The organism is Pimelobacter sp. 30-1 (assembly GCF_018831735.1).
Classification (GTDB): Bacteria; Actinomycetota; Actinomycetes; order Propionibacteriales; family Nocardioidaceae; genus Nocardioides.
Genome location: NZ_NHTS01000014.1, coordinates 1 through 20,817 on the forward strand (window position 1 = coordinate 1; position 20,817 = coordinate 20,817).

Sequence of the window (20,817 nt, forward strand, 5' to 3'; positions counted from 1 at the left end):
TCGTCGGTGATCATCCTGCGTCCTCCCAACGGGAAGTGGGGTCTACGTGTCGCCGATCACACCACCAGAGGCGGACCTGCCCGACAAGGGACATACTGTCCGGCATGAGGTGCATTCTGACTGACACCATGGACGACTGACGTGGGCGCGAGCCTGGCCGAGGTGCTCTCGCTGCCGTCCTTCCGGGCCGCCGGGACCGAGGTCGTCCACGGGGACGTCGGCCGGGTCCAGGTGCGCTGGGTGCACTCCTCGGAGGTCTTCGAGATGGGCTCGCTGCTGGCCGGCGGCGAGGTGCTGCTGACCTCCGGGCTGGGCCTGCACGGACGCACGGCCGAGCACCTCGCGGCGTACGTCGACCAGCTCGCCGATGCCGGCGTCGCCGCGATCGGGCTCGAGGTCGGCCGGACGTTCTTCACCGTCCCCGACTCGATCCTGGAGGCCGTCCGGCGCCGGGACGTGCCGCTCCTGGTCTTCCACCGGGTGGTGCCCTTCGAGCGGATGGTCGAGGACTTCCACGAGTTGCTGGTACGCCGCAAGGTCGAGGCCGGCACCGGGGACGCCGGGTGGCGGGCGCTCACCCAGACCGTGATCGAGGGCCGGGGCCTGCGCGCCCTGCTCGACGAGACCTCCCGGCTGGCCGGGTGCGCGGTCGAGCTGCGCGACCCCGAGGGGCAGACCGTCGAGCGCAGCCGGATCGCGTCGGTCAGCGGCGAGGCCGGCGTCCAGGTGCAGGTACGCGGTGAGGCCGGTGTGCACGGCACCCTGCGCCTGCTCGGCGCGGAGACCTCGCACCGGGTCCGCGTCGCCGAGGCGGCCGGGATCGCGGTGGCGCTCGAGCTCGCCCGCGGCACCGGGGGAGGGCACCGGCCCGGCCTCGCCCAGTCGCTGGTCGCCGACCTCGCGGCGGGCGTGGTGGTCTCGCGCGCGGACGTCCTGCACCGGCTCGGCGACCTGGGCTGGCCGCCGCTGGAGGGGCGTCACCTCATCGTCGCCGCCGTCGAGGTCGACGCCGCCGTCCCGCTCACCGACGCGGCCGCCGCCACCGAGCAAGCCCTCCTGGACGACGGCCGCGCCGACCCCGCCGTCCTCGTCGGCACGAGCGGCGGGCACGTCGTCGTGGTGCACCGCGGGGGACGCCGGGCGGTGCCGGCCCAGGTCCGCGACGACCTCACCGCGGCGGCCGAGCGGATCGCCGCACGGCTGCCGGGTCGGGTCCTGCTCGGCGCGGCCACGCCGGTCGCGGACCCCGGTGACCTGTCCGCCGCGGTGGGGCGGGCACGCCAGGTGGTGCGCACCGCGCGGCGCTACGGCCGTCGTACCGGGGTCGTGATGGAGCGCGACGTCGCCCCGCACCGGCTGGTCACCCGGGCCATCGACCCGCAGGTGCTCAGCGACTTCGTGCACGAGCAGATCGGGCCGCTCATCGACCACGACCGCGAGCACCGCAGCGAGCTGCTGCGCACGCTCGACGCCTACCTGGCCTGCTCGCTGTCGAAGGCCCGGACCGCCGACCTGCTCGGGCTGCGCCGGCAGTCGCTCTACGACCGGCTGGCCCGGATCGAGCGACTGCTCGGCGTCTCGCTCGACGAGGCCGACCACCGCACCGGGCTGGGACTGGCCCTGCTCGGCTGGCGGATGCGGACCGGGCTCGATCCGCAGGTCGGCTTCGGCGGCTGACTCAGCGGGCTCCGGCGGCCAGCTTGGCCCAGGTGGCGCTGTGCACGACGCCGTACGCCGGCAGCCCGACCTGCTTGCGGTAGGCGGTCACCGCCGAGGCCATCGTGGCGTCGTACACGCCGTTGACGACCACGCGCGAGCCCGGCACCGCGATCTGCAGCGCCCGCTGCACCCGCCGTACGTCGCTGCCGCGCGAGCCGATCTTGAGGACCGGGCGGGCGCCGGCGGCGTGGAGGCTGATCCAGTCCTTCTTGCGCCAGCTCGTGCTGACGCCGAGGCCCGAGGAGCGCTGCCAGGCCTGTGCCGAGGCCCGCGTCTTCTTGTTGAAGTTGCCGGTGAGCTTGCCGGCGTACCCGGCCTTCTCCTTGAGCAGGCACTGCAGCGCCTTCACCAGCGTCGGGTCCGCACGGTAGGAGCCGGTGCGCGGCATCACCTTGCGGTAGGCGACGTCGACGCGCACGCCGCCGCAGTGGGTCTCGGCCGCGGGGGTGGAGTTGCCGAGGTCGAGGTAGTTGCGGTCGATGTTGATCGTCACGCCGCCCCAGGTCTCGTTGTGGCCGCCCTGGTACTGCTTCATCCGGCGGCCGGGGAGCCACCCGTCCGAGCGCAGGTACGACGTCGAGGTGTTCGCGACGTTGTCCCACCGGGCGACCCAGATCTGGTCGGGCACGACGACGTCGGTACGCCGCGCCGCGCGGGCGTCGTCGAGGATCTTCATGCCGGAGCCGGCGCTGGAGTAGACGCCCGAGACGTAGCCGCGGTTGCGGATCCGCTGGGTCCACTTGGTCAGGAAGGCCAGCGCGGACTCGCGGCAGGTCGCGTTCTTGTAGTTGGACCAGCCCTCCAGGTCGTACCAGAGCGTGCTGCCCGGGACGATGCCCAGCGCCTGCGCCGCGGCGACGGCCGTGTCGGCCTCGGCCTTGCCCTGCGCGCGGGCGGCGGCGTAGCTGTTGGTGCTGGAGTTGCTGATCGTCGGGTCGATCTTGGCGCCGTAGCGCGGGAACCGGCCCACGCAGCTCGACTGCGGGCCGAGCGAGATCGGCAGCAGCCGCCAGCCCTTGGTGAGCTGGGTGCGCACCCAGGTGGGGGTGAGGTTCGGCTGGCTGCGGCAGGCGCGGGAGTTGCCGGAGATGTAGATGCCGACCGCCAGGAACGGCGAGTGCTCGAGCCAGGCGTCCATCTTCTTCTGGCTCGGCGCCAGGCACTGGTCGAAGCCGTAGCCGGTGAAGTTGCCGGGCGTGACCGGGTTCGTGCTCTTCGCGCTCAGGTCGACCGGGGCGTCCGTCGTGGGCGCGGCGTCCGGGCGCAGCGGCCCGAGCAGGGCGAGCGTGACGACGATCGCGAGGGCGCCCGTGGTGAGCGTGACGACGCTGGCCAAGGACGCTGGGAAGCGGCGGTGGGGACGAACGGTGACGGGCCGGGCAGGCATCGGAGATCTCCAGGGGAAGGTGGGGCGGTCCGGTGAGTGCCGAGTCACGATAACCACAACATTCACACGAGTAACAGGGGTTCACTTGAACTACAACCGTGTAATTCAGTCCTGGCCGAAGATCCTCCGGTCAGGGTTCCGATCGACCGGTCGGTCCCCGGACTGAGGTGAGCGGTCTCATGGGGGAGCGGCGGCGGCCCCGCGGAGCCGGAGCGATAGATTTGCCCCCGTGGCCGACACCGCTTCCGCACCTGCCCGTTCCACCCTCGACACCGTGGCCGTGGCGGCCGGTGACCCGGAGCGGGAGCAGCCCTGGGCCGAGCTCGGGCTCAAGGCCGACGAGTACGACCGGATCAAGGAGATCCTCGGTCGCCGTCCCACCAGCTCCGAGCTCGCGATGTACTCGGTGATGTGGAGCGAGCACTGCTCCTACAAGTCCTCCAAGGTGCACCTCAAGCAGTTCGGCGAGATCCCCCAGGAGACGCCCATCGGCCCGATGCTCGCGGGCATCGGCGAGAACGCCGGCGTCATCGACATCGGTCAGGGCTACGCGGTCAGCTTCAAGGTCGAGTCGCACAACCACCCGTCGTACGTCGAGCCGTACCAGGGCGCCGCGACGGGCGTGGGCGGCATCGTGCGCGACATCATCGCGATGGGCGCCCGCCCGGTCGCCGTGATGGACCCGCTGCGCTTCGGCCCCCTCGACGCCGACGACACCCACCGTGTGCTGCCCGGGATCGTGGCCGGCGTCGGTGGCTACGGCAACTGCCTCGGCCTCCCCAACATCGGCGGCGAGGCGGTCTTCGACGAGACCTACCTCGGCAACCCGCTCGTCAACGCGCTCTGCGTCGGCGTCCTGCGCCACGAGGACCTGCACCTGGCCAAGGCGTCCGGCACCGGCAACCGCGTCATCCTCTACGGCGCCCGTACCGGCGGCGACGGCATCGGCGGCGTCTCGGTGCTCGCCTCCGAGACCTTCGACGCCGACGGCCCGGCCAAGCGCCCCAGCGTCCAGGTCGGCGACCCGTTCATGGAGAAGCTGCTCATCGAGTGCACGCTCGAGCTCTTCCGGGCCGGCGTCGTCAACGGCATCCAGGACCTCGGCGGCGCGGGCCTGTCGTGCGCCACCTCCGAGCTGGCCTCCGCCGGTGACGGCGGGATGCGCTGCGAGCTCGACCGGGTCCCGCTGCGCGACTCCACGCTCTCGCCCGAGGAGATCCTCATGAGCGAGAGCCAGGAGCGGATGATGGCCGTCGTCGAGCCCGGCGACGTGGCTGCCTTCCTCGCGATCTGCGCCAAGTGGGACGTCGAGGCCGTCGACATCGGCGAGGTCACCGACACCGGCCGCCTCGAGATCACCTGGCACGGCGAGATCGTCGTCGACGTCCCGCCGCGGTCCGTGGCGCACGACGGGCCGACGTACCAGCGCCCGTTCGCCCGGCCCGCGTGGCAGGACGCCCTCCAGGCCGACGGCGCCGAGGCGCTCGCCCGGCCCGGCACCGGCGACGAGCTGCGCGCGACCCTGCTCCAGCTCGTGGCCAGCCCCAACCTGTGCGACAAGTCCTGGATCACCGACCAGTACGACCGCTACGTCCAGGGCAACACCGTCCTGGCCCAGCCGGCCGACTCCGGCATGGTCCGCGTCGACGAGGAGACCCACCTCGGCGTCTCCGTGTCCACCGACTGCAACGGTCGCTTCGCCAAGCTCGACCCCTACGCCGGCGCCCAGCTCGCGCTCGCCGAGGCCTACCGCAATGTCGCCACCGGCGGCGCCCTGCCGCTCGCGGTCAGCGACTGCCTCAACTTCGGCTCGCCCGAGGACACCGACGTGATGTGGCAGTTCGCCGAGGCCTGCCGCGGCCTCAAGGACGCCTGCCTCGAGCTCGGCATCCCGGTCACCGGCGGCAACGTCAGCCTCTACAACCAGACCGGCGAGACCGCGATCCTGCCGACGCCCGTCGTCGCCGTGCTCGGCGTGATCGAGGACGTCCGCCGGCGCACGCCGTCGAAGTTCCAGGCCGCCGGCGAGCGGATCGTGCTGCTCGGCACCACCCGCGAGGAGCTCTCCGGCTCCGAGTGGGCCCATGTCGTCCACGGCCACCTCGGCGGCACCCCGCCCCAGGTCGACCTCGCCGCCGAGCGCGCCCTGGCCCGCCTGCTCAAGGACCTGGTCGGCGTCGCCACCAGCGCCCACGACCTCTCCGACGGCGGCCTGGCCCAGGCGCTCGCCGAGGCCGCGATGGTCTCCGGCATCGGCGCCACCGTCGCCCTCGAGGGCGACGCGTTCGTCGGCCTGTTCGCCGAGTCGGCCGCCCGCGCGGTCGTCACCGTCGCGGCCGGCGACCTCGACGAGCTGCGCGCCCTGTGCGCGCGCCACGACGTCCCGCTGACCGAGCTCGGTACGACGGGCGGCGAGGCGCTGGTCGTCGAGGGGGCGTTCGACGTACCGCTGGCGGAGCTGCGGGACGCCTGGACGGCGACCCTGCCCGCCGCTCTGGGCTGAGGCCCTACTTCAGCGTGGTGGTCGCGGTCACCGGCAGGTCGAGGTTCTGCTCGGTGTCGGTGCCCGTGCCCCACGCGGAGGTCAGCAGCAGCGTGTAGTCCTGCTCGATCCGCAGCTTCTTGGGCGCCTTGTCCCCGACCGGGAAGATCACGTGGAACTCGGTCGTGCAGCTGCCGCTGGTCGTGCTCGGGCAGGTGGTCTCGCCGTTGTCCTGGTAGGCCTGCGCGGCCTCGACGTCGCCGAGGCGGAAGCTGCCCACGACGCCGGTGGCGTAGTAGACGCCGCCCGACTTGAGGTCCTTGGCGACCTCGTTCCAGCGGCCGAGCGTGGTGCGGACGGTGACCGCGAGCCAGCCCTGGCCGTCCTCGGCCCAGGCGTCGCCGGCGTAGGGCAGGCGCACGGGGCGGGTGACCGAGCAGGTGAACGTCGAGGAGCCGACGAGCTTGCGGCCGTACTCGATGGCGCCGGTGCAGTCGGTGCGCTTGGTCTTGGGGGAGGGCAGGTCGTAGAGGGCCTCGGCGGCGCCCGCGTCGCGGTCGCCGGTGGTGAGGTCGACGGTCTGGGTGACGCCGTCGAAGTCGATCTTGAGGCTGGGGTCCTTGCCAGGGCCGCCGACGACGACGTAGAAGGACGTCGAGCCGGTGCCGGAGTCGTCCGGCGGGGGGATCCGGTAGGTCGCGCCGTCGGCGATCAGGTCGACGTCGGGGGTGGCTTCGGTGTCGATGAAGTCGGCGTAGCGGCCGAAGGAGCTCGCGTCGTACTGCCAGGTGATCGGGACGAAGGTGCCGCCGTCGGGGGCGTCGATGGCCTCGGCCTGGCGGGTGTCGTCGGCGCTGAGCTTGTCGGTCGGCTTGCCGAGGGTGATCTCGAGGCTGCCGATGGGCAGGGCGACGATGGACTCGTTGCCGGCGCCGGAGAATTGCGCGTCGTCCCGAGCCGGTACGACGTCGCCCACCGCCACGCCCGTGTCTCCCCCGCACGCGACGAGAGCAGGGGCGAGGGCGATCAGGCCGGCAACGGCCACGGCGCAACGGCGAGGGAGCATGGGCCCCATTGTGACGGGCGGAGCCCGGCGGCGTGCGGAAGCGTCCGGGAAAGCCGTGGTGTCCGGGTCGGTCAGGGGCCGGCGAGGGTGAGCGTGTCGTCGTACCGGGGCCATGCGGAGGGGCGGGGGACCGACCGCACCGAGCGCGACAGCGTCGGCGCGAGCGCGGCCAGCCCGGTCAGGACGGCGAGGGTGAGGATGGCGTCGCGGCCGCCGAGCCCGGCGAGCAGCAGGCCGGCCAGGACCGGCGCGAGCGGCATCGAGATCATCGAGACGAACTGCATCGCCGACTGGACCCGGCCGATGAGCGCGGGCGGCGTGGTCGCCATCCGGTAGGCGCTGACGCCGGCATTGCCCGCGGGGTTGAGGAACATCCCGAGCGCACCGGCCAGGGCCATGCTCAGCGGGTGGTTCCACAGCGCGAGCGGGATCGCCAGCGGGACCCAGCTCCACGCGACGAGCACGGTCAGGGTGCCGGTGGCGAAGCGCTCGACCAGGACCGGCGCGACGATCGCGCCGAGGACGCCGAAGCCGCCGATCGCGGCCTGGGTCAGGCCGATCTGGGGTGCGGAGAAGCCCGCCTCGATCAGCCGGAGCAGGGCGACGAAGAAGAGCGCGTTGATGGTGAGGTTGACCGTCGGCGACCAGAACAGCAGCACCCGCAGGAACGGCCGGCGCCACACGAACCGGATCCCCTCGCCGACGTCGCGCAGCGGGCGGGGTCGGTCGCGGTCGGGGTCGGGGCGTGCGGAGAGGTCCGCGCGCACCCGCCCGAGGAGCAGCCAGCCGAGTGCGTAGGTCACCGCGTCGGCCGCGAACGGCGCCCAGCGGGCGATGCCGAACAGGGCGCCGCCGAGGGGCCCGCCGAGCAGGGCCGCGACGTGCTGGCGCGCCTGCTGCTGGCTGAGCGCGGTCGGCAGCTGCTCGTCGCTGACGATCTCGCGGATGGCGGCGTACTCGGCCGGCCCGAACAGGCCGGTGACCACGCCGGTCACGAACAGCACGGCCAGCAGGTGGGGGAGGGTGAGCATCCCGGCCGCGCCGGCCACGGCGAGCGAGGCGTAGAGCGCGAAGCCGGTGCCGAGCGAGAGCCGCATCAGCCGCAGCCGGTGCCAGCGGTCGGCGAGCACGCCGGCGGGGAGCAGGGCGCCGACCATCCCGACGAGGAAGACGCCCTCGGCGGCGGCCGCCCACAGTGCCGACCCGGTGAGCGCGTAGGCGACGAGCGGCGCGGCGAAGATCGTCACCCGCGAGCCGAGCTCGGCCACCGTCGCGCCGACCCAGAGGGCGGTGAAGTCGTGGTTGCGGGCGAGGGCGCGGAAGGCGGGCACGATCCGCACACTATGTTGCGCAACGTATGTTGCGCAATAGGTGCTGCGCATTCCGCTAGGCTCGCCCCATGGTGATGTACGACGACCCGCGGATCCTCCGCGCGATCGCGCACCCCACCCGCAACCGGGTGCTCCACGAGCTGTCCGCGGCCGGCTCGCTGCGGGCCGCCGACATCGCCCGGCGCATCGACATCCCGGCCAACCAGGCGAGCTTCCACCTGCGCCAGCTCGCCAAGTACGGCCTGGTCGAGGAGGACCCCGACGCCGCCCGCGACCGCCGGGACCGGGTCTGGCGGATGGTCGACCCCGACGGGATCCGGTTCCGCACCTCCGACATGCTCGCCCAGCCGGGCGGCCGCGCGGCGTACGCCGTCTTCCAGCGCAACGCCGTCGAGTGGGGCCAGCACCTGCTGGAGCGGGCCTATGCGCCCACGGGGGCCGACGAGCCCGGCCGCAGCATCTCCGAGTGGGCGCTGCTGCTGACGCCCGCCGAGGCCGAGGAGCTGATGCACGAGATCGCCGTGCTCGTCGAGCGCCGCCGTGCCGCGGCCCAGGGCCCGGGGGCCGGGGGCAGCGACGACGAGCGCGCGACCTACTCCGTCTTCCAGCTCATCCAGCCCTATCCCGAGCTGCCCGTCGACCCGACCCCCGAGGACCAGGACCACTGATGCCCGCGCGCCTGCGCCCTGCCGATCCCGCCCTCGTCGCCGAGGCCCTCGCCCGGGTGGCCGCCGACGCCGCCGAGCGCGGCGACCTGCGCCTGCTCACCAAGCACTTCCTCGCGGTCCTCGAGACCCGCGCTCCGGGGCGCTCGGTCGAGGTCCGCGTCCCGCCCTACGCCGCGGTCCAGGTGATCGAGGGCGTGCGCCACACCCGGGGCACCCCGCCGGCCGTCGTCGAGACCGACGCCGCCACCTGGATCGCGCTCGCCACCGGCGAGCTCGGGTGGGACGCGGCTCTCGACGGCGGGCGCGTGCAGGCGAGCGGCGAGCGGACCGACCTGACGCCGTACCTGCCGCTCAGCGCTTCGTGAGCTGGGCGGCGATCTCGTCGGCCTGGTCCTGCGTGAACGTGCCGCCGATCTGGACCTTGCCGTCCTCGACGGCGTCCTGGATCACCGGCGCGGTGAGCACCTGACCGTCGAGCACGACCGCGAGCAGCGTGTTGGTGCCGGCCAGCTCGCGGGTCATCGTCGCGAACTTCGGCGTGGCCTGGTTGTCGAAGCTCAGCGCGACGACCCAGTCGGTGAGGTTCGCGGGCTTCTCGGCCTCGGCGGCCTCGACGCCACCGGTGATCTCGGCCGGCGCGAGCCGGTAGACGATGCCCGACTCGTCGCACGCGATCGCCTCGGCGGCCGGCTTGGGCTGACCGGCCGGGACGTCGCTGCAGTCCTCGGGCAGGGGAGAGGTCGCGGCGCCGTCGGCCGGGATGCCGGTCGCCTCGATCACCCGGCGGAACTGGACCGGGCCGCTGGGCGCCGCGTCGCCGGAGGCCGTCGTACCGGTTGAGGGGGCGTCGGTGGGGGCCGTGGTGGAGCTGGTGCTGTCGGTGGTGGCGCCGTCCTTGTCGGCGGCGTCGCCGTCGTCACCGCCGCCGCAGGCGGAGAGCGCGAGGGCGAGCGTGGCGGCAGCGGTCGTGGCCTGGAGCATCCGAGAAAGTGCCATGCCGCGATCATGCCTGACGGGGGTTCCGCACTAGGTTGGGGGCCATGACCGGACCTGTCTCCACCACTGACCTGCGCGCGCGCCTCGCCGAGCTCCTGCCCGGCGTCCGATCGGACCTCGAGGCCCTCGTTCGCATCCAGTCCGTCAGCGCCGACCCCGACCGCCTCGACCAGGTCGAGGTGAGCGCGCGGGCGACCGCCGACCTCTTCGCAGCCGAGGGGGTGGACGTCCAGATCGTGCGCGCCTTCGACGGTGCCCCGCCCGCCGTGATCGGCGAGAAGAAGGGGCCCGAGGGTGCGCCCACGGTGCTGCTCTACGCCCACCACGACGTGCAGCCCGAGAACGACCACGCCGAGTGGGACAGCGCGCCGTACGAGCCGACGGAGCGCAACGGCCGCCTCTACGGCCGCGGTGCCGCCGACGACAAGGCCGGCATCATGACCCACGTCGCCGCGCTGCGGATGCTCGGCGACGCGCTGCCCGTCACCGTGCGCCTGTTCATCGAGGGCGAGGAGGAGGTCGCCAGCGCGACCCTCCCGCAGCTCCTCCAGAAGTACGTCGAGGAGCTGCGCTCCGACGTCATCGTGATCGCCGACTCCGGTAACTGGGACATCGGCGTCCCCGCGCTCACCACGAGCCTGCGCGGCCTGGTCCGGGTCAACGTCGAGGTCCGCACGCTGACCCACGCCGTGCACCAGGGCATGTGGGGCGGTCTCGTCCCCGACGCGCTGATCACGCTCTCCCGCCTCATCGCGAGCCTCCACGACGACGCCGGCAACCTCGTGGTCGCGGGTCTGCACTCCGGCCCGGCCGCCGACGTCGACTACCCCGAGGAGCGGCTGCGCGCCGAGTCCGGTGTCGCCGAGGGCGTCCAGTGGGTCGGCACCGGCCCGGCCGTCGAGCGGCTCTGGACCCAGCCGGCGCTGTCGGTGATCGGTCTCGACGCCCCCAAGGTCGACGGCTCCTCCAACACGCTCATCCCGTCGGCGCGGGCCCGCCTCGCGCTGCGCACCGCGCCCGGCGAGACCTCCGAGAACGCCGTCGCCTGCCTGCGCGCCCACCTCGAGAAGCACGTCCCGTGGGGCGCCCAGCTCTCCATCGAGGTCGTCGACACCGGCGAGCCGATCGCGCTCGAGGTCACCGGCCCGGCGTACGACGCCGCGCGCTCGGCGTTCACCGAGGCCTGGGACGGCACCGCGCCGGTCGACATGGGCGTGGGCGGCTCGATCCCGTTCATCGCGGAGTTCCTCGAGAGCTTCCCCGACGCCTCGGTGCTGGTCACCGGCGTCGAGGACCCCGACACCCGCGCCCACGGCCCCAACGAGGGCCTGCACCTGGCCGAGTTCGAGAAGGTCCTGCTCGCCGAGGCGCTGCTGCTGCGCAACCTCGGCGCCTGAGGCCCGAGGCGGCCGACCGCGCCGCGAGGTCCGCAAAAGTGGAGTGATTCGCTAGACTCACTCGCATGACGTCGATCCAGGCCCCCGCGCCCGCCCCCGCACCTCTCACCGCGCGCACCCGCGTCGCGGTGATCGGCGGGGGCGCGAGCGGGGTCCTGACGGCGATCAACCTGCTCGTCCGCTCCGACGACCCGGGCCTCGAGGTCGTCATCCACGAGGCCAGCGGGATCGTCGGGCGCGGCATCGCCTACGGCACCAACGACCGGCGGCACCTGCTCAACGTCCGGGCCCGGCACATGAGCGCCTTCCCCGACGCGCCCTCCGACCTGCTCGACTGGGCGCTGCGGACCGGCCGGGGGAGCGACCCCCAGGCCTTCCTGCCCCGGGCGGACTTCGCGATCTACCTCCAGGACCGCCTGGCCGACGTCGCCGACGACCGGCTCCGGATCCGGGCCGGCCGGGTGCAGGACGTCATCCCGACCGCGACCGGCTTCGACGTCGTCACCGAGCGCTCGACGGCCCCGGCCGACGCCGTCGTCCTGTGCCACGGCAACCAGCCGCCGCGCCCGCTCGCCGGGCTGCCCGACGCCCCGTGGCACATCGGCAACCCGTGGGAGCTCGGCCGGCTCCGCGCCCTGCCCGCCGACGCCCGGGTGGTCGTGGTGGGCACCGGCCTGACCGCCGTCGACACCGTCATCACGCTCCTCGAGGACGGCCCCGAGCGCCACGTCACCATGCTCAGCCGCAGCGGCGTGCTGCCCAAGCCGCACGTCGAGCAGGCGCACACCGCGTGGGTCACCAAGGTCCCCGAGGACGCGGTCACCGCCGACGCCGTCGCCGCGGCGGTCGCCGACGAGTGTCGCGCCGCGGCCGAGCGCGGGGTCGGCTGGCGCGCGGTCGTCGACGGCCTGCGCCCGCTCACCCAGGAGCTCTGGCGCCGGATGCCCCTCGACGAGCGGCGCCGCTTCCTCGACGTCCACGTGCGCGACTGGGAGATCCGCCGGCACCGGATGGCGCCCGAGGTCGCGCTGCGCCTCCAGCGCTACCGCTACGACGGCCGGCTGACCATCCGCCCCGGCCAGCTCCACGAGGTCGCCGACCTCGGCGAGCGCTGCGCGGTCACCCCCGCGACCGGCGCCGAGCCGTTCGAGGCCGACGCCGTGGTCAACTGCACCGGCCCCCTCGCCGACGTACGGCGCAGCGCGGACCCGCTGATCCAGGCGCTCGTCGCGCGCGGCACGGTCGCCCCCGACCCGCTCGCGCTCGGCATCGACAGCACGGTCGACGGCCGGGTCGTGAGCGCCTCCGGTGCGGTCGTCGACGGCCTCTACGTCGTCGGCCCGCCGCGCAAGGGCACCCTGTGGGAGTCGACCGCGATCCCGGAGATCCGGGCCCAGGCGGCGCAGGTCGCGAGTGCCGTGGTGCAGCGCACGTCTCGGCCGGTCGCCGCCAACTGAGCGGATCGGCGCTTCGCCGGTAGGCTGGAAGCCGTGTGCGGAGTCTTCGGCGTATGGGCCCCGGGTGAGGACGTCGCCAAGCTGACCTACTTCGGCCTCTACTCCCTGCAGCACCGGGGACAGGAGTCAGCCGGTATCTCGGTCAGCAACGGTCGCCAGATCCTCGTCTACAAGGACATGGGACTCGTCTCCCAGGTCTTCGACGAGAACACCCTCGAGTCGTTCGCGGGTCACCTCGCGGTCGGTCACTGTCGCTACTCGACCACGGGCGCGAGCACGTGGCAGAACGCGCAGCCGACCTTCCGGCCCACCGAGGACGGCTCGATCGCGCTCGGCCACAACGGCAACCTGATCAACACCGCGGCGCTCGCCGAGATGGTCAAGGGGCTGCCGAGCGACGACGGCGAGCTCGACATCCACGCCCGTGACCTCGAGGCGTCGACCAACGACACCAGCCTGGTCACCGCGCTGCTCGCGCACCACCCCGACCAGTCGCTCGAGGCACGTGCGCTCGAGCTGCTGCCGCAGGTCCAGGGCGCCTTCTCGTTCGTCTTCATGAACGAGAACACGCTCTACGCCGCCCGCGACCCCGAGGGCATCCGCCCGCTGGTGCTGGGCCGCCTCGAGCGCGGCTGGGTCGTCGCCAGCGAGGACGCCGCCCTGGCCACCACCGGCGCGAGCGTCGTGCGCGAGGTCGAGCCGGGTGAGCTCATCGTCATCGACGAGGACGGCCTGCGCTCCCACAAGTTCGCCGAGCCGCGCCGCAAGGGCTGCGTGTTCGAGTACGTCTACCTCGCCCGCCCCGACGCCCGGATCGCCGGGCGCAGCGTCCACGAGGCCCGCGTCGAGATGGGCCGCCAGCTCGCCCGCGAGTTCCCCGTCGAGGCCGACCTCGTCATCCCGGTCCCCGAGTCCGGTACGCCGGCCGCGTCCGGCTACGCCCTCGAGAGCGGCATCCCGTTCGGCCAGGGCTTCGTCAAGAACGCCTACGTCGGCCGGACCTTCATCCAGCCCAGCCAGACCCTGCGCCAGCTCGGCATCCGGCTCAAGCTCAACGCGCTCGAGCACATGATCCGCGGCAAGCGCATCGTCGTCGTCGACGACTCGATCGTGCGCGGCAACACCCAGCGCGCCCAGGTGCGCATGCTCCGCGAGGCCGGGGCGCTCGAGGTCCACGTCCGGATCTCCAGCCCGCCGGTGAAGTGGCCGTGCTTCTACGGCATCGACTTCGCCACCCGGGCCGAGCTCATCGCCAACGGCCTCGACGTCGACGAGATCGCCGCGTCGGTCGGTGCCGACAGCCTCGGCTACATCTCGCTCGACGGCATGGTCGAGGCGACCGGCCAGCCCCAGTCGACCCTGTGCACCGCGTGCTTCACCGGCGCCTACCCGATCGAGCTGCCCGACGAGAGCCTGCTCGGCAAGCACCTGCTCGAGGCGACGCTCACCCCGAGCACGCACGGCGAGGCGCTGCCCGTCTTCAACAACCCGTGATCGAGACCAGAGGGACCAAGGGGAATCGTGGCTGACAACGCCTATGCCCGTGCCGGCGTCGACATCGAGGCCGCGGACCGCGCCGTCGACCTGATGAAGGAGTGGGTCGAGAAGGCCCGCCGCCCCGAGATGCTCGGTGGCCTCGGCGGCTTCGCCGGCCTCTTCGACGCCTCCGCGCTGCTGGCGTACAAGCGCCCGCTGCTCGCGACCTCGACCGACGGCGTCGGCACCAAGGTCGCCGTCGCGCAGATGATGGACAAGCACGACACCATCGGCTTCGACCTCATCGGCATGGTCGTCGACGACCTGGTCGTCTGCGGCGCCGAGCCGCTGTTCGTCACCGACTACATCGCCACCGGCAAGGTGGTCCCCGAGCGGATCGCCGCCATCGTCAAGGGCATCGCCGAGGCGTGCGTCGAGGCCGGCTGCGCGCTGGTCGGCGGCGAGACCGCCGAGCACCCGGGCCTCCTGGCCCCCGACGAGTACGACGTCGCCGGCGCCACCACCGGTGTCGTCGAGGCCGACGCCCTGCTCGGCTCCAACCGGGTCCGCGAGGGCGATGTCGTCCTCGCGATGGCCGCCAGCGGCCTGCACTCCAACGGCTACTCCCTGGCCCGCCACGTCTTCTTCACCCAGGCCGGCTGGACCGTCGACCGCCACGTCGACGAGCTCGGCCGCACCCTCGGCGAGGAGCTCCTCGAGCCGACCCGGCTCTACACCAAGCCCTGCCTCGCGATCGCCCGCGAGACCGAGACCCACGCGATGGCCCACGTCACCGGCGGCGGCCTGGCCAACAACCTCGCCCGGGTGATGCCGCCCGAGCTCAAGGCCACCCTCGACCGCGGCACCTGGACCCCCGCGCCGGTCTTCGACGTCGTCCGCCGTCTCGGCGACGTCGCCCAGCCCGACCTCGAGGCCACCCTCAACTGCGGCGTCGGCATGGTCGCCCTGGTCGCCCCCGACGCCGTCGACGCCGCCCTGGCCCGCCTCGGCGAGTTCGGGATCGACGCCTGGGTCGCCGGCGACGTCGCCGTCGATCCCGACCAGAAGGGCACGGTCGAGCTGGTCGGCCAGCACCCCGGTTGGTGATCTCCGCCTCAGCCACACGCCGGGGGTCACCCTGACGTGCGGGAACACCCATGCGCCATGTACCGTTGGACCCACGAGACTCTGATTCAGCAGTCCGGGGCCCGGAGGGTCCCCGGCCAAGTGTGCGAGGGGGCTGGACCCTATGGGCCGCGGCCGAGCGAAAGCCAAGCAGACGAAGGTCGCACGCGACCTGAAGTACCGCACTCACGACACGGATCTCAGCGCCCTTGCGCGCGAGCTCCACGGTGAGCCGGACGACGTGGGCACGACCGATGAGGTCGATGCCGATGTCGATGTCGACAAGTGGTCGGACTACGCCGACCGTCGCGACTGAGCTGGTCTGGCGCGAGCCCGTCCCACGCACTTCGGCGGGGCTAGTGCTCGCGCATCACGACGACATCGCCGTGGGTGCCGTAGCCGGCCAGTGAGCCGCCGTACGGGTGGCCGTTGAAGGTGACGAGCCGCCAGGTGTCGCCACCGACCTCGGGGTCGGGCGGGACGACGGTGGGCCAGGGGATGTTCGTCGGGTACGGCGCGTCCACGGTGCCCTGCTCGCGCAGGGCGGTGTCGAAGATCGGGAACCTGCCGCGGGTCGCCCGCCGGTTGTCCCGGCCGTCACCGGCCAGCACCCGCCAGGTGTCGCCGACGCGCAGGAGCGTGGTGCCCTCGGTGGCGCGGCGATCGGTCGCGGCGCCGTGCAGGGTGAGGTCGTCGAGGCTCGGGCCCGCGGCCAGGACCGGGTGGAAGTCGAAGAACCGGCGGGCGCTGACGTAGCCGACCAGCCAGGTGCCGGTCGCCGGGTCGCGCACGAGGTGCGGGTCCCAGGTGCCGACGCTGGGGACGCCGGGCGCGGTGGGCAGGGCGAGCTCGCGGGTGGCGAGCACGTGCCGGCCGGTGGTGAGGTCGGCGCCGGACTCCGCGAGGGTGACCCGCAGCGCGCCGGGCACCCGCTCCTTCTTGTCCGCGGGGAAGTCCGACCAGGTGCTGGTCGCGACCAGCCAGCGGTCTCCGTCACGAAGCAGGTGGGTCGCATGGTCGCCGTACACGCCGGGGCGGTCGGGGCGCCCGAAGAAGAGGTCGGCACGGTGCTCGACCCGGTCGTCCGGGGTCAGCGCCCACAGCGAGGTGTGGGCCGTGTCGAAGAAGCCCGGTCCCGCGCTCGTCGCGGTGAGCAGCACCGCGCCCCCCGTCCGGTACGGCGTCCCGTCGGCGTGCGAGACCATCCGGATGTCGCGCAGCCCGAGCTGGCCGAAGGGCCCCGTGCGGACGCCGGTCACCGCGCCGGAGCCCGCGCCGCGCAGCGCTCCGATCCAGTCGGCGTCGCGGGTGTCGGGCCCGCCGGACGTGCGCAGGTCGATCCGGCCGCGCACCACCCAGCGCTCCTTCTCGTGGGTGAGCACGGCGAGGTGGCTCCCGGTCAGGGTGAGCCCCAGCCGGTCGGGCGGTACGCCGGTGCGCCCGTGCCGCCGGCTGCGCGCGGTCTGCTCGGTGCCGTCGGCCCGGCGGACCGCGAGCGCGGTGCGCCCGTCGTCGAGCCGTACCGTCAGGCAGGTGCCGTCGGGGTGGGCGAGGGAGAGGGCGCCGCGGGTCCCGGTGAGCGTCGCCTCGACCGCGGCGTACGGCGCGAGGAGGGGTGCGTCCGGGCTGGTGACCAGGGCGATCGGGCGGTGCCGGGCGACGATCTCGAACGGCGGAAGCACCCGCGCACCCTACGCGGTCGGGCGTGTCCCGGGCGCTCGGACCGGCGTGGGGAGCGCCGGTGAGGCCGACCTAAATTGGATATTGCCTCTTGCCTCCTGGATCCAATCAGTGATTCACTCCCTCCTGTCCGGCAAAGAATTGAAGGAATGGTGCTCATGCGACGGTTCAGTCATCGCCGCGGCTCGATGGCAGCTGCAGTGCTCGTGGGAGCGCTCGCGCTCCTGACCGCCTGCGGCAGTGGGTCGAGCTCGAACGACTCGGACGGAAAGCCGCAAGGCGAGTACGGATTGCCCTCGGGGGTCAGCACGGTCAAGATCGCGACGGCCGTCGGCCTCGCGCCCTACGAGGTCTTCGGCTCCGACGGCAAGACGATCGAGGGCTACGAGCCCGACATCCTCAACGAGATCGCCAAGCGACTCGGCGTCAAGCTCGAGTGGACCGCCGCCAAGTTCGAGACGATCATGCCGGGCGTCAACGCCGACCGGTACGACATCGCGATCAACGGCATCTTCTACACCGAGGAGCGCGCGGCGCAGTTCAGCCTGCTCAGCTACTTCGGTGACTCCGCGACGGTCCTGGTGCCCAAGGGCAACCCCGAGGGCATCGCCACGCCCGCGGACCTGTGCGGCAAGAACGTCGCGGTGCAGACGGGGACCATGTACCCCGACGCGATCACCAAGCTCTCCAAGGAGAACTGCGAGGCGAAGGACCTGCCCGCGATCAAGCAGGTCGTCTACGGCGACTCCGCCGGTCACGTGCTCCTGATGAACCAGGGCCGGGCCGACGCCACCGCCACCGCGCGCCTCGTCGCCGATTACGCGTCGCACGCCGGTGACAGCGACCTCGAGACCGTCCCCGGTCTCGACTTCGAGAAGGCCACGTACGCGATGGTCTTCAAGAAGGACAGCAAGCTGGTCGCGCCCTTCCAGAAGGCGCTGCAGTCGATGATCGACGACGGCACCTACGGCAAGATCGCGGACGAGTGGGGTCTGAGCCAGAGCCAGATCTCCGACGCGTCCACGGACGCGCCGACCCCGTGACCGTGTCCGACCTGCGCCCCGACGAGCAGTCGGCGGCACCCGTGGCTGCCGGCGAGCGAACCATCGCTCGCCGGCAGTACGGCCGTTGGGTCGCGGCCGTCGTCATCGTCGCGCTCGCGGCGGTCGTCGTCCGCCAGTTCGCGGTCGCCGACATCGACTGGGGGGTCATCCCCGACTACCTGACCTCGGGCACGATCCTGCGCGGGCTGTGGGGCACGGTGTGGCTCACCGTCCTGGCGATGGTCGTCGGCATCGTGGTCGGCGTCGTCGTCGCGGTCATGGGGCTCTCGGACAACCCCGTGATCAAGGCGGCCGCCAACTTCTACCTCTGGTTCTTCCGGGGGATCCCGGCGCTGGTGCAGCTGCTGCTGTGGTTCAACATCGCGCTGGTCATCAAGGACGTCCACCTGCCGCCCTTCTACGAGGGGACGACGAACGACCTGGTCACGCCGCTGCTGGCGGCGGTGCTCGGTCTGGGTCTCTCCGAGGGCGCGAGCATGGGGGAGATCGTGCGCAGCGGCATCCTCTCGGTCGACCCCGGCCAGGCCCAGGCGGCCAAGGCGCTCGGGTTCACCCAGGGCCAGACGATGCGGCGCATCGTGCTGCCGCAGGCGATGCGGGTGATCGTGCCGCCCACCGGCAACGAGGTCATCAACATGACCAAGTACACCTCGCTCGCCTTCGCGGTCTCCTACTCCGAGCTGCTGAGCAGCGCGACCGGCATCTACTCGATGAACTTCAAGGTCGTCGAGCTGCTGCTCACCATCACCATCTGGTACCTCGCGCTCACCACCGTGCTCATGGTCATCCAGGGCTGGATCGAGCGCCGGCTGGCGCGGAGTCGAGGCGCCGGTCCCGCACGAGCGGGTCGCCGCAAGGAGGTCAAGGCATGAGCGCGCTGGTCCAGGTCAGCGGCGTCCGCAAGAGCTACGGGGCGCACGAGGTGCTGTCGGGCATCGACCTCCAGGTCGAGCAGGGCAGCGTGCTGTGCATCATCGGGCCCTCGGGCTCGGGCAAGTCGACCCTGCTGCGGTGCGTCAACCACCTCGAGAAGGTCGACGCGGGCCGGATCGAGGTGTGCGGCGAGCTCATCGGGTACGAGCGCCACCGCGGTCACCTGCGGGAGATGCGCGAGCGCGACGTCGCCCGGCAGCGCCGCAAGATCGGCATGGTCTTCCAGAACTTCAACCTGTTCGCGCACCGGACGGTCCTCGAGAACGTCATCGAGGCCCCGGTCCGGATCAAGGGGGAGTCGCGGAGCGAGGTGGTCGCCCGCGCGGTCGAGCTGCTCGACCGGGTCGGCCTCAAGCACCGCCAGGACGCCTATCCCTCGCAGCTCTCGGGCGGTCAGCAGCAGCGGGTCGCGATCGCGCGCGCCCTGGCGATGCGTCCCGAGCTGATGCTCTTCGACGAGCCCACCTCGGCGCTCGACCCCGAGCTGGTCAGCGAGGTCCTCGCGGTGATGAAGGACCTGGCCGAGTCCGGCATGACGATGCTCGTGGTGACCCACGAGATGGGCTTCGCCCGTGAGGTCGCCGACGAGGTGGTCTTCATGGACGGCGGCGTCATCGTCGAGAAGGGTCCGCCGGACCAGGTCATCGGCAACCCGCAGGAGCCGCGCACGCGTGCGTTCCTCGGGCGCGTGCTCTGAACGCCGGCGCGCACGAACGCTGAAACGACAAGATCCCGGGTGCCGCGAGGCACCCGGGATCTTTCGCGTTCCCCGTGGTCAGTGGTGGCTGCCCGAGCGCATCCACTCCAGCGTGGTCGGGGTGCGCCACGGGTCGAAGGCGGCGGCGTCGATGCGCGGGTCCGGGTCGGTGCCGCCGGTCATCAGCCGGGCCAGGAACTCCGCGAACGGCGGGCCCATCATCGTGCCGTGGGCGTCGAAGCCGCTGAGCACCCACAGGTCGTCCTCGACCTGGCCGGCGAAGGGCTGGCCGTCGCCCCCGGTGGCGTCGGCGTAGGTCGTCGTCGTGGCGTGGACGTCGGCCTCGGTGAAGACCGGCGCGCGCACCTCGGAGGCCTCGGCGAACTCCTCGAGCATGTCGAGCGCGGAGTAGGTCTCCGGCGTCCGGCTCGACGCGATCGTGAAGCAGACGCCGTCCTGCTCGCGCTCCACCTCCCAGCCGCTGTCGAGGTCGATGGTCAGCGGCAGGGGCTGGTCGCCGAGCATCGGCGTGGTGAAGCCGGTGTGGATCTTCATCGGCGTGATCGGCAGGTCGAGGCCGAACGCCTGCGCGAGCGCCGGCGAGCCCAGGCCCGCGGCGATCACGACCCGGCGGGCTGAGCCGACCTCGGTGCCCTCCAGACGCCACCCGCCCGGCGTCCGCACGATCGCGGAGACCTTCTGGTCCTGCTCGAAGCGGACGCCGAGGCGGCGCGCCGCGCGCACGAGGCCCTGGAGCCCGTCGGTCGGGTTGGTCCGGCCGTCACCCGGCGTCCAGCTGCCGCCGAGCAGACCCTCGGGGGAGAGCCACGGGACGATGCCGGGCAGGTCCGCCGCGGCGACCAGCTCGACGGTGGCCGCGCCGGCCGCGCGCTGGACGTCGGCCGCGGCGCGCAGCGCGTCGTACTTGCGCGGGTCGCCGGTGACGAGGAGGTAGCCGTCCTCGTGGAAGGGGCACGGCCAGTCGAAGACGTCCTCGAAGGTCTTCCAGAACCGCAGCCCGCGCAGCCCGAACTCGACCGCCTGGGGCGTGCTGAACTGCTGGCGGACGCCGCCGAAGGAGCCGGCGGTCGCGCCGCTCCCGAGCGTGCGCTCCTCGAGGACGACGACGTCCTCCTCGCCCTGGCGCGCCAGGTAGTAGCCGAGGGCCACGCCCGCGATCCCGCCGCCGATGATGACGGTTCCCGCTGTGGTCATCGCCGTCCGTCCTTTGTGCTCATCCGGGTGCTCACGCCTCCTGCATGGTCCCTTTGACAGAAGCGTAGAGCAATGTACATTGGATCCAATAGCCATGCGCCAGACTGATTTCGCCTGAGGGGGC

18 protein-coding genes are annotated in these 20,817 nt (G+C 72.6%); 12 read left to right on the forward strand and 6 right to left on the reverse strand.

What is annotated here, in order from left to right; translation table 11 throughout:
* The first annotated feature begins 141 nt into the window (after positions 1-141).
* Entirely contained in the window at positions 142-1,677 is a 1,536-nt protein-coding gene (locus CCO04_RS25955; protein ID WP_215817085.1) for a PucR family transcriptional regulator, read from the forward strand.
* A gap of 1 nt (position 1,678) precedes the next feature.
* Here the strand turns inward: CCO04_RS25955 and CCO04_RS25960 are convergent, their stop codons facing one another.
* Positions 1,679-3,055 (reverse strand): glycoside hydrolase domain-containing protein, encoded by a 1,377-nt coding sequence (locus tag CCO04_RS25960; protein ID WP_215817086.1) that lies wholly within the window; start codon positions 3,053-3,055, stop codon positions 1,679-1,681.
* Between the two features lie 280 nt (positions 3,056-3,335).
* Between CCO04_RS25960 and purL the strand changes: the two genes are divergently transcribed.
* Positions 3,336-5,609 carry a phosphoribosylformylglycinamidine synthase subunit PurL gene (purL, locus tag CCO04_RS25965; RefSeq protein WP_215817087.1) on the forward strand — a complete coding sequence of 758 codons (2,274 nt, stop codon included), beginning with the start codon at positions 3,336-3,338 and terminating at the stop codon, positions 5,607-5,609.
* A 4-nt stretch (positions 5,610-5,613) separates the two neighbouring features.
* Here the strand turns inward: purL and CCO04_RS25970 are convergent, their stop codons facing one another.
* Positions 5,614-6,654, reverse strand: a complete 1,041-nt coding sequence (locus CCO04_RS25970) for a hypothetical protein (protein WP_215817088.1) — start codon at positions 6,652-6,654, stop codon at positions 5,614-5,616.
* A gap of 71 nt (positions 6,655-6,725) precedes the next feature.
* Positions 6,726-7,985, reverse strand: coding sequence for an MFS transporter (locus CCO04_RS25975; protein WP_215817089.1), 1,260 nt, complete (start codon positions 7,983-7,985; stop codon positions 6,726-6,728).
* A gap of 68 nt (positions 7,986-8,053) precedes the next feature.
* Between CCO04_RS25975 and CCO04_RS25980 the strand changes: the two genes are divergently transcribed.
* Together CCO04_RS25980 and CCO04_RS25985 are read left to right on the forward strand one after the other, a co-directional pair.
* Positions 8,054-8,653, forward strand: a complete 600-nt coding sequence (locus CCO04_RS25980; RefSeq protein ID WP_215817090.1) for a helix-turn-helix domain-containing protein — start codon at positions 8,054-8,056, stop codon at positions 8,651-8,653.
* Positions 8,653-9,018 (forward strand): sterol carrier family protein, encoded by a 366-nt coding sequence (locus CCO04_RS25985; RefSeq protein ID WP_215817091.1) that lies wholly within the window; start codon positions 8,653-8,655, stop codon positions 9,016-9,018. Before CCO04_RS25980 ends, CCO04_RS25985 begins: the two co-directional genes overlap by 1 nt.
* Here CCO04_RS25985 and CCO04_RS25990 read toward each other — a convergent pair.
* On the reverse strand, positions 9,005-9,649 hold the full coding sequence (locus CCO04_RS25990; protein WP_215817092.1) for a hypothetical protein: 645 nt from the start codon (positions 9,647-9,649) through the stop codon (positions 9,005-9,007). The two genes, CCO04_RS25985 and CCO04_RS25990, sit on opposite strands and share 14 nt — an antisense overlap.
* A gap of 44 nt (positions 9,650-9,693) precedes the next feature.
* On the opposite strand from CCO04_RS25990, the gene CCO04_RS25995 reads away from it, so the two are divergent.
* The 5 genes from CCO04_RS25995 (at position 9,694) to CCO04_RS26015 (ending at position 15,420) form a co-directional block, all read left to right on the forward strand.
* Positions 9,694-11,046: a dipeptidase gene (locus tag CCO04_RS25995; protein WP_215817093.1), complete on the forward strand. Its 1,353-nt coding sequence runs from the start codon at positions 9,694-9,696 to the stop codon at positions 11,044-11,046.
* A gap of 65 nt (positions 11,047-11,111) precedes the next feature.
* Positions 11,112-12,503: an FAD/NAD(P)-binding protein gene (locus tag CCO04_RS26000; RefSeq protein ID WP_215817094.1), complete on the forward strand. Its 1,392-nt coding sequence runs from the start codon at positions 11,112-11,114 to the stop codon at positions 12,501-12,503.
* A 33-nt stretch (positions 12,504-12,536) separates the two neighbouring features.
* Positions 12,537-13,997, forward strand: a complete 1,461-nt coding sequence (gene purF / locus CCO04_RS26005) for an amidophosphoribosyltransferase (RefSeq protein WP_257752460.1) — start codon at positions 12,537-12,539, stop codon at positions 13,995-13,997.
* A 27-nt stretch (positions 13,998-14,024) separates the two neighbouring features.
* Positions 14,025-15,086: a phosphoribosylformylglycinamidine cyclo-ligase gene (gene purM, locus CCO04_RS26010; protein WP_215817095.1), complete on the forward strand. Its 1,062-nt coding sequence runs from the start codon at positions 14,025-14,027 to the stop codon at positions 15,084-15,086.
* A gap of 142 nt (positions 15,087-15,228) precedes the next feature.
* The gene (locus tag CCO04_RS26015; RefSeq protein WP_215817096.1) at positions 15,229-15,420 is read left to right on the forward strand and encodes a DUF3073 domain-containing protein; all 192 of its coding nucleotides are present in this window, start codon (positions 15,229-15,231) and stop codon (positions 15,418-15,420) included.
* Positions 15,421-15,460: 40 nt separating this feature from the next.
* Here the strand turns inward: CCO04_RS26015 and CCO04_RS26020 are convergent, their stop codons facing one another.
* Positions 15,461-16,786, reverse strand: a complete 1,326-nt coding sequence (locus CCO04_RS26020) for a hypothetical protein (protein WP_215817097.1) — start codon at positions 16,784-16,786, stop codon at positions 15,461-15,463.
* A 288-nt stretch (positions 16,787-17,074) separates the two neighbouring features.
* Here CCO04_RS26020 and CCO04_RS26025 point away from each other — a divergent pair, with 288 nt between their 5' ends.
* From CCO04_RS26025 to CCO04_RS26035, 3 genes are read left to right on the forward strand one after another with little or no spacing between them, the layout of a single operon-like run.
* Complete coding sequence (locus CCO04_RS26025; protein ID WP_215817098.1) at positions 17,075-17,827, forward strand: ABC transporter substrate-binding protein; 753 nt, start codon at positions 17,075-17,077, stop codon at positions 17,825-17,827.
* Entirely contained in the window at positions 17,824-18,720 is an 897-nt protein-coding gene (locus CCO04_RS26030) for an amino acid ABC transporter permease (RefSeq protein WP_215817099.1), read from the forward strand. Before CCO04_RS26025 ends, CCO04_RS26030 begins: the two co-directional genes overlap by 4 nt.
* Positions 18,717-19,478, forward strand: coding sequence for an amino acid ABC transporter ATP-binding protein (locus tag CCO04_RS26035; protein WP_252373935.1), 762 nt, complete (start codon positions 18,717-18,719; stop codon positions 19,476-19,478). Before CCO04_RS26030 ends, CCO04_RS26035 begins: the two co-directional genes overlap by 4 nt.
* A gap of 78 nt (positions 19,479-19,556) precedes the next feature.
* Here CCO04_RS26035 and CCO04_RS26040 read toward each other — a convergent pair whose 3' ends face one another.
* Positions 19,557-20,693, reverse strand: coding sequence for an FAD-binding oxidoreductase (locus CCO04_RS26040; protein WP_215817100.1), 1,137 nt, complete (start codon positions 20,691-20,693; stop codon positions 19,557-19,559).
* Positions 20,694-20,817: the final 124 nt, after the last annotated feature.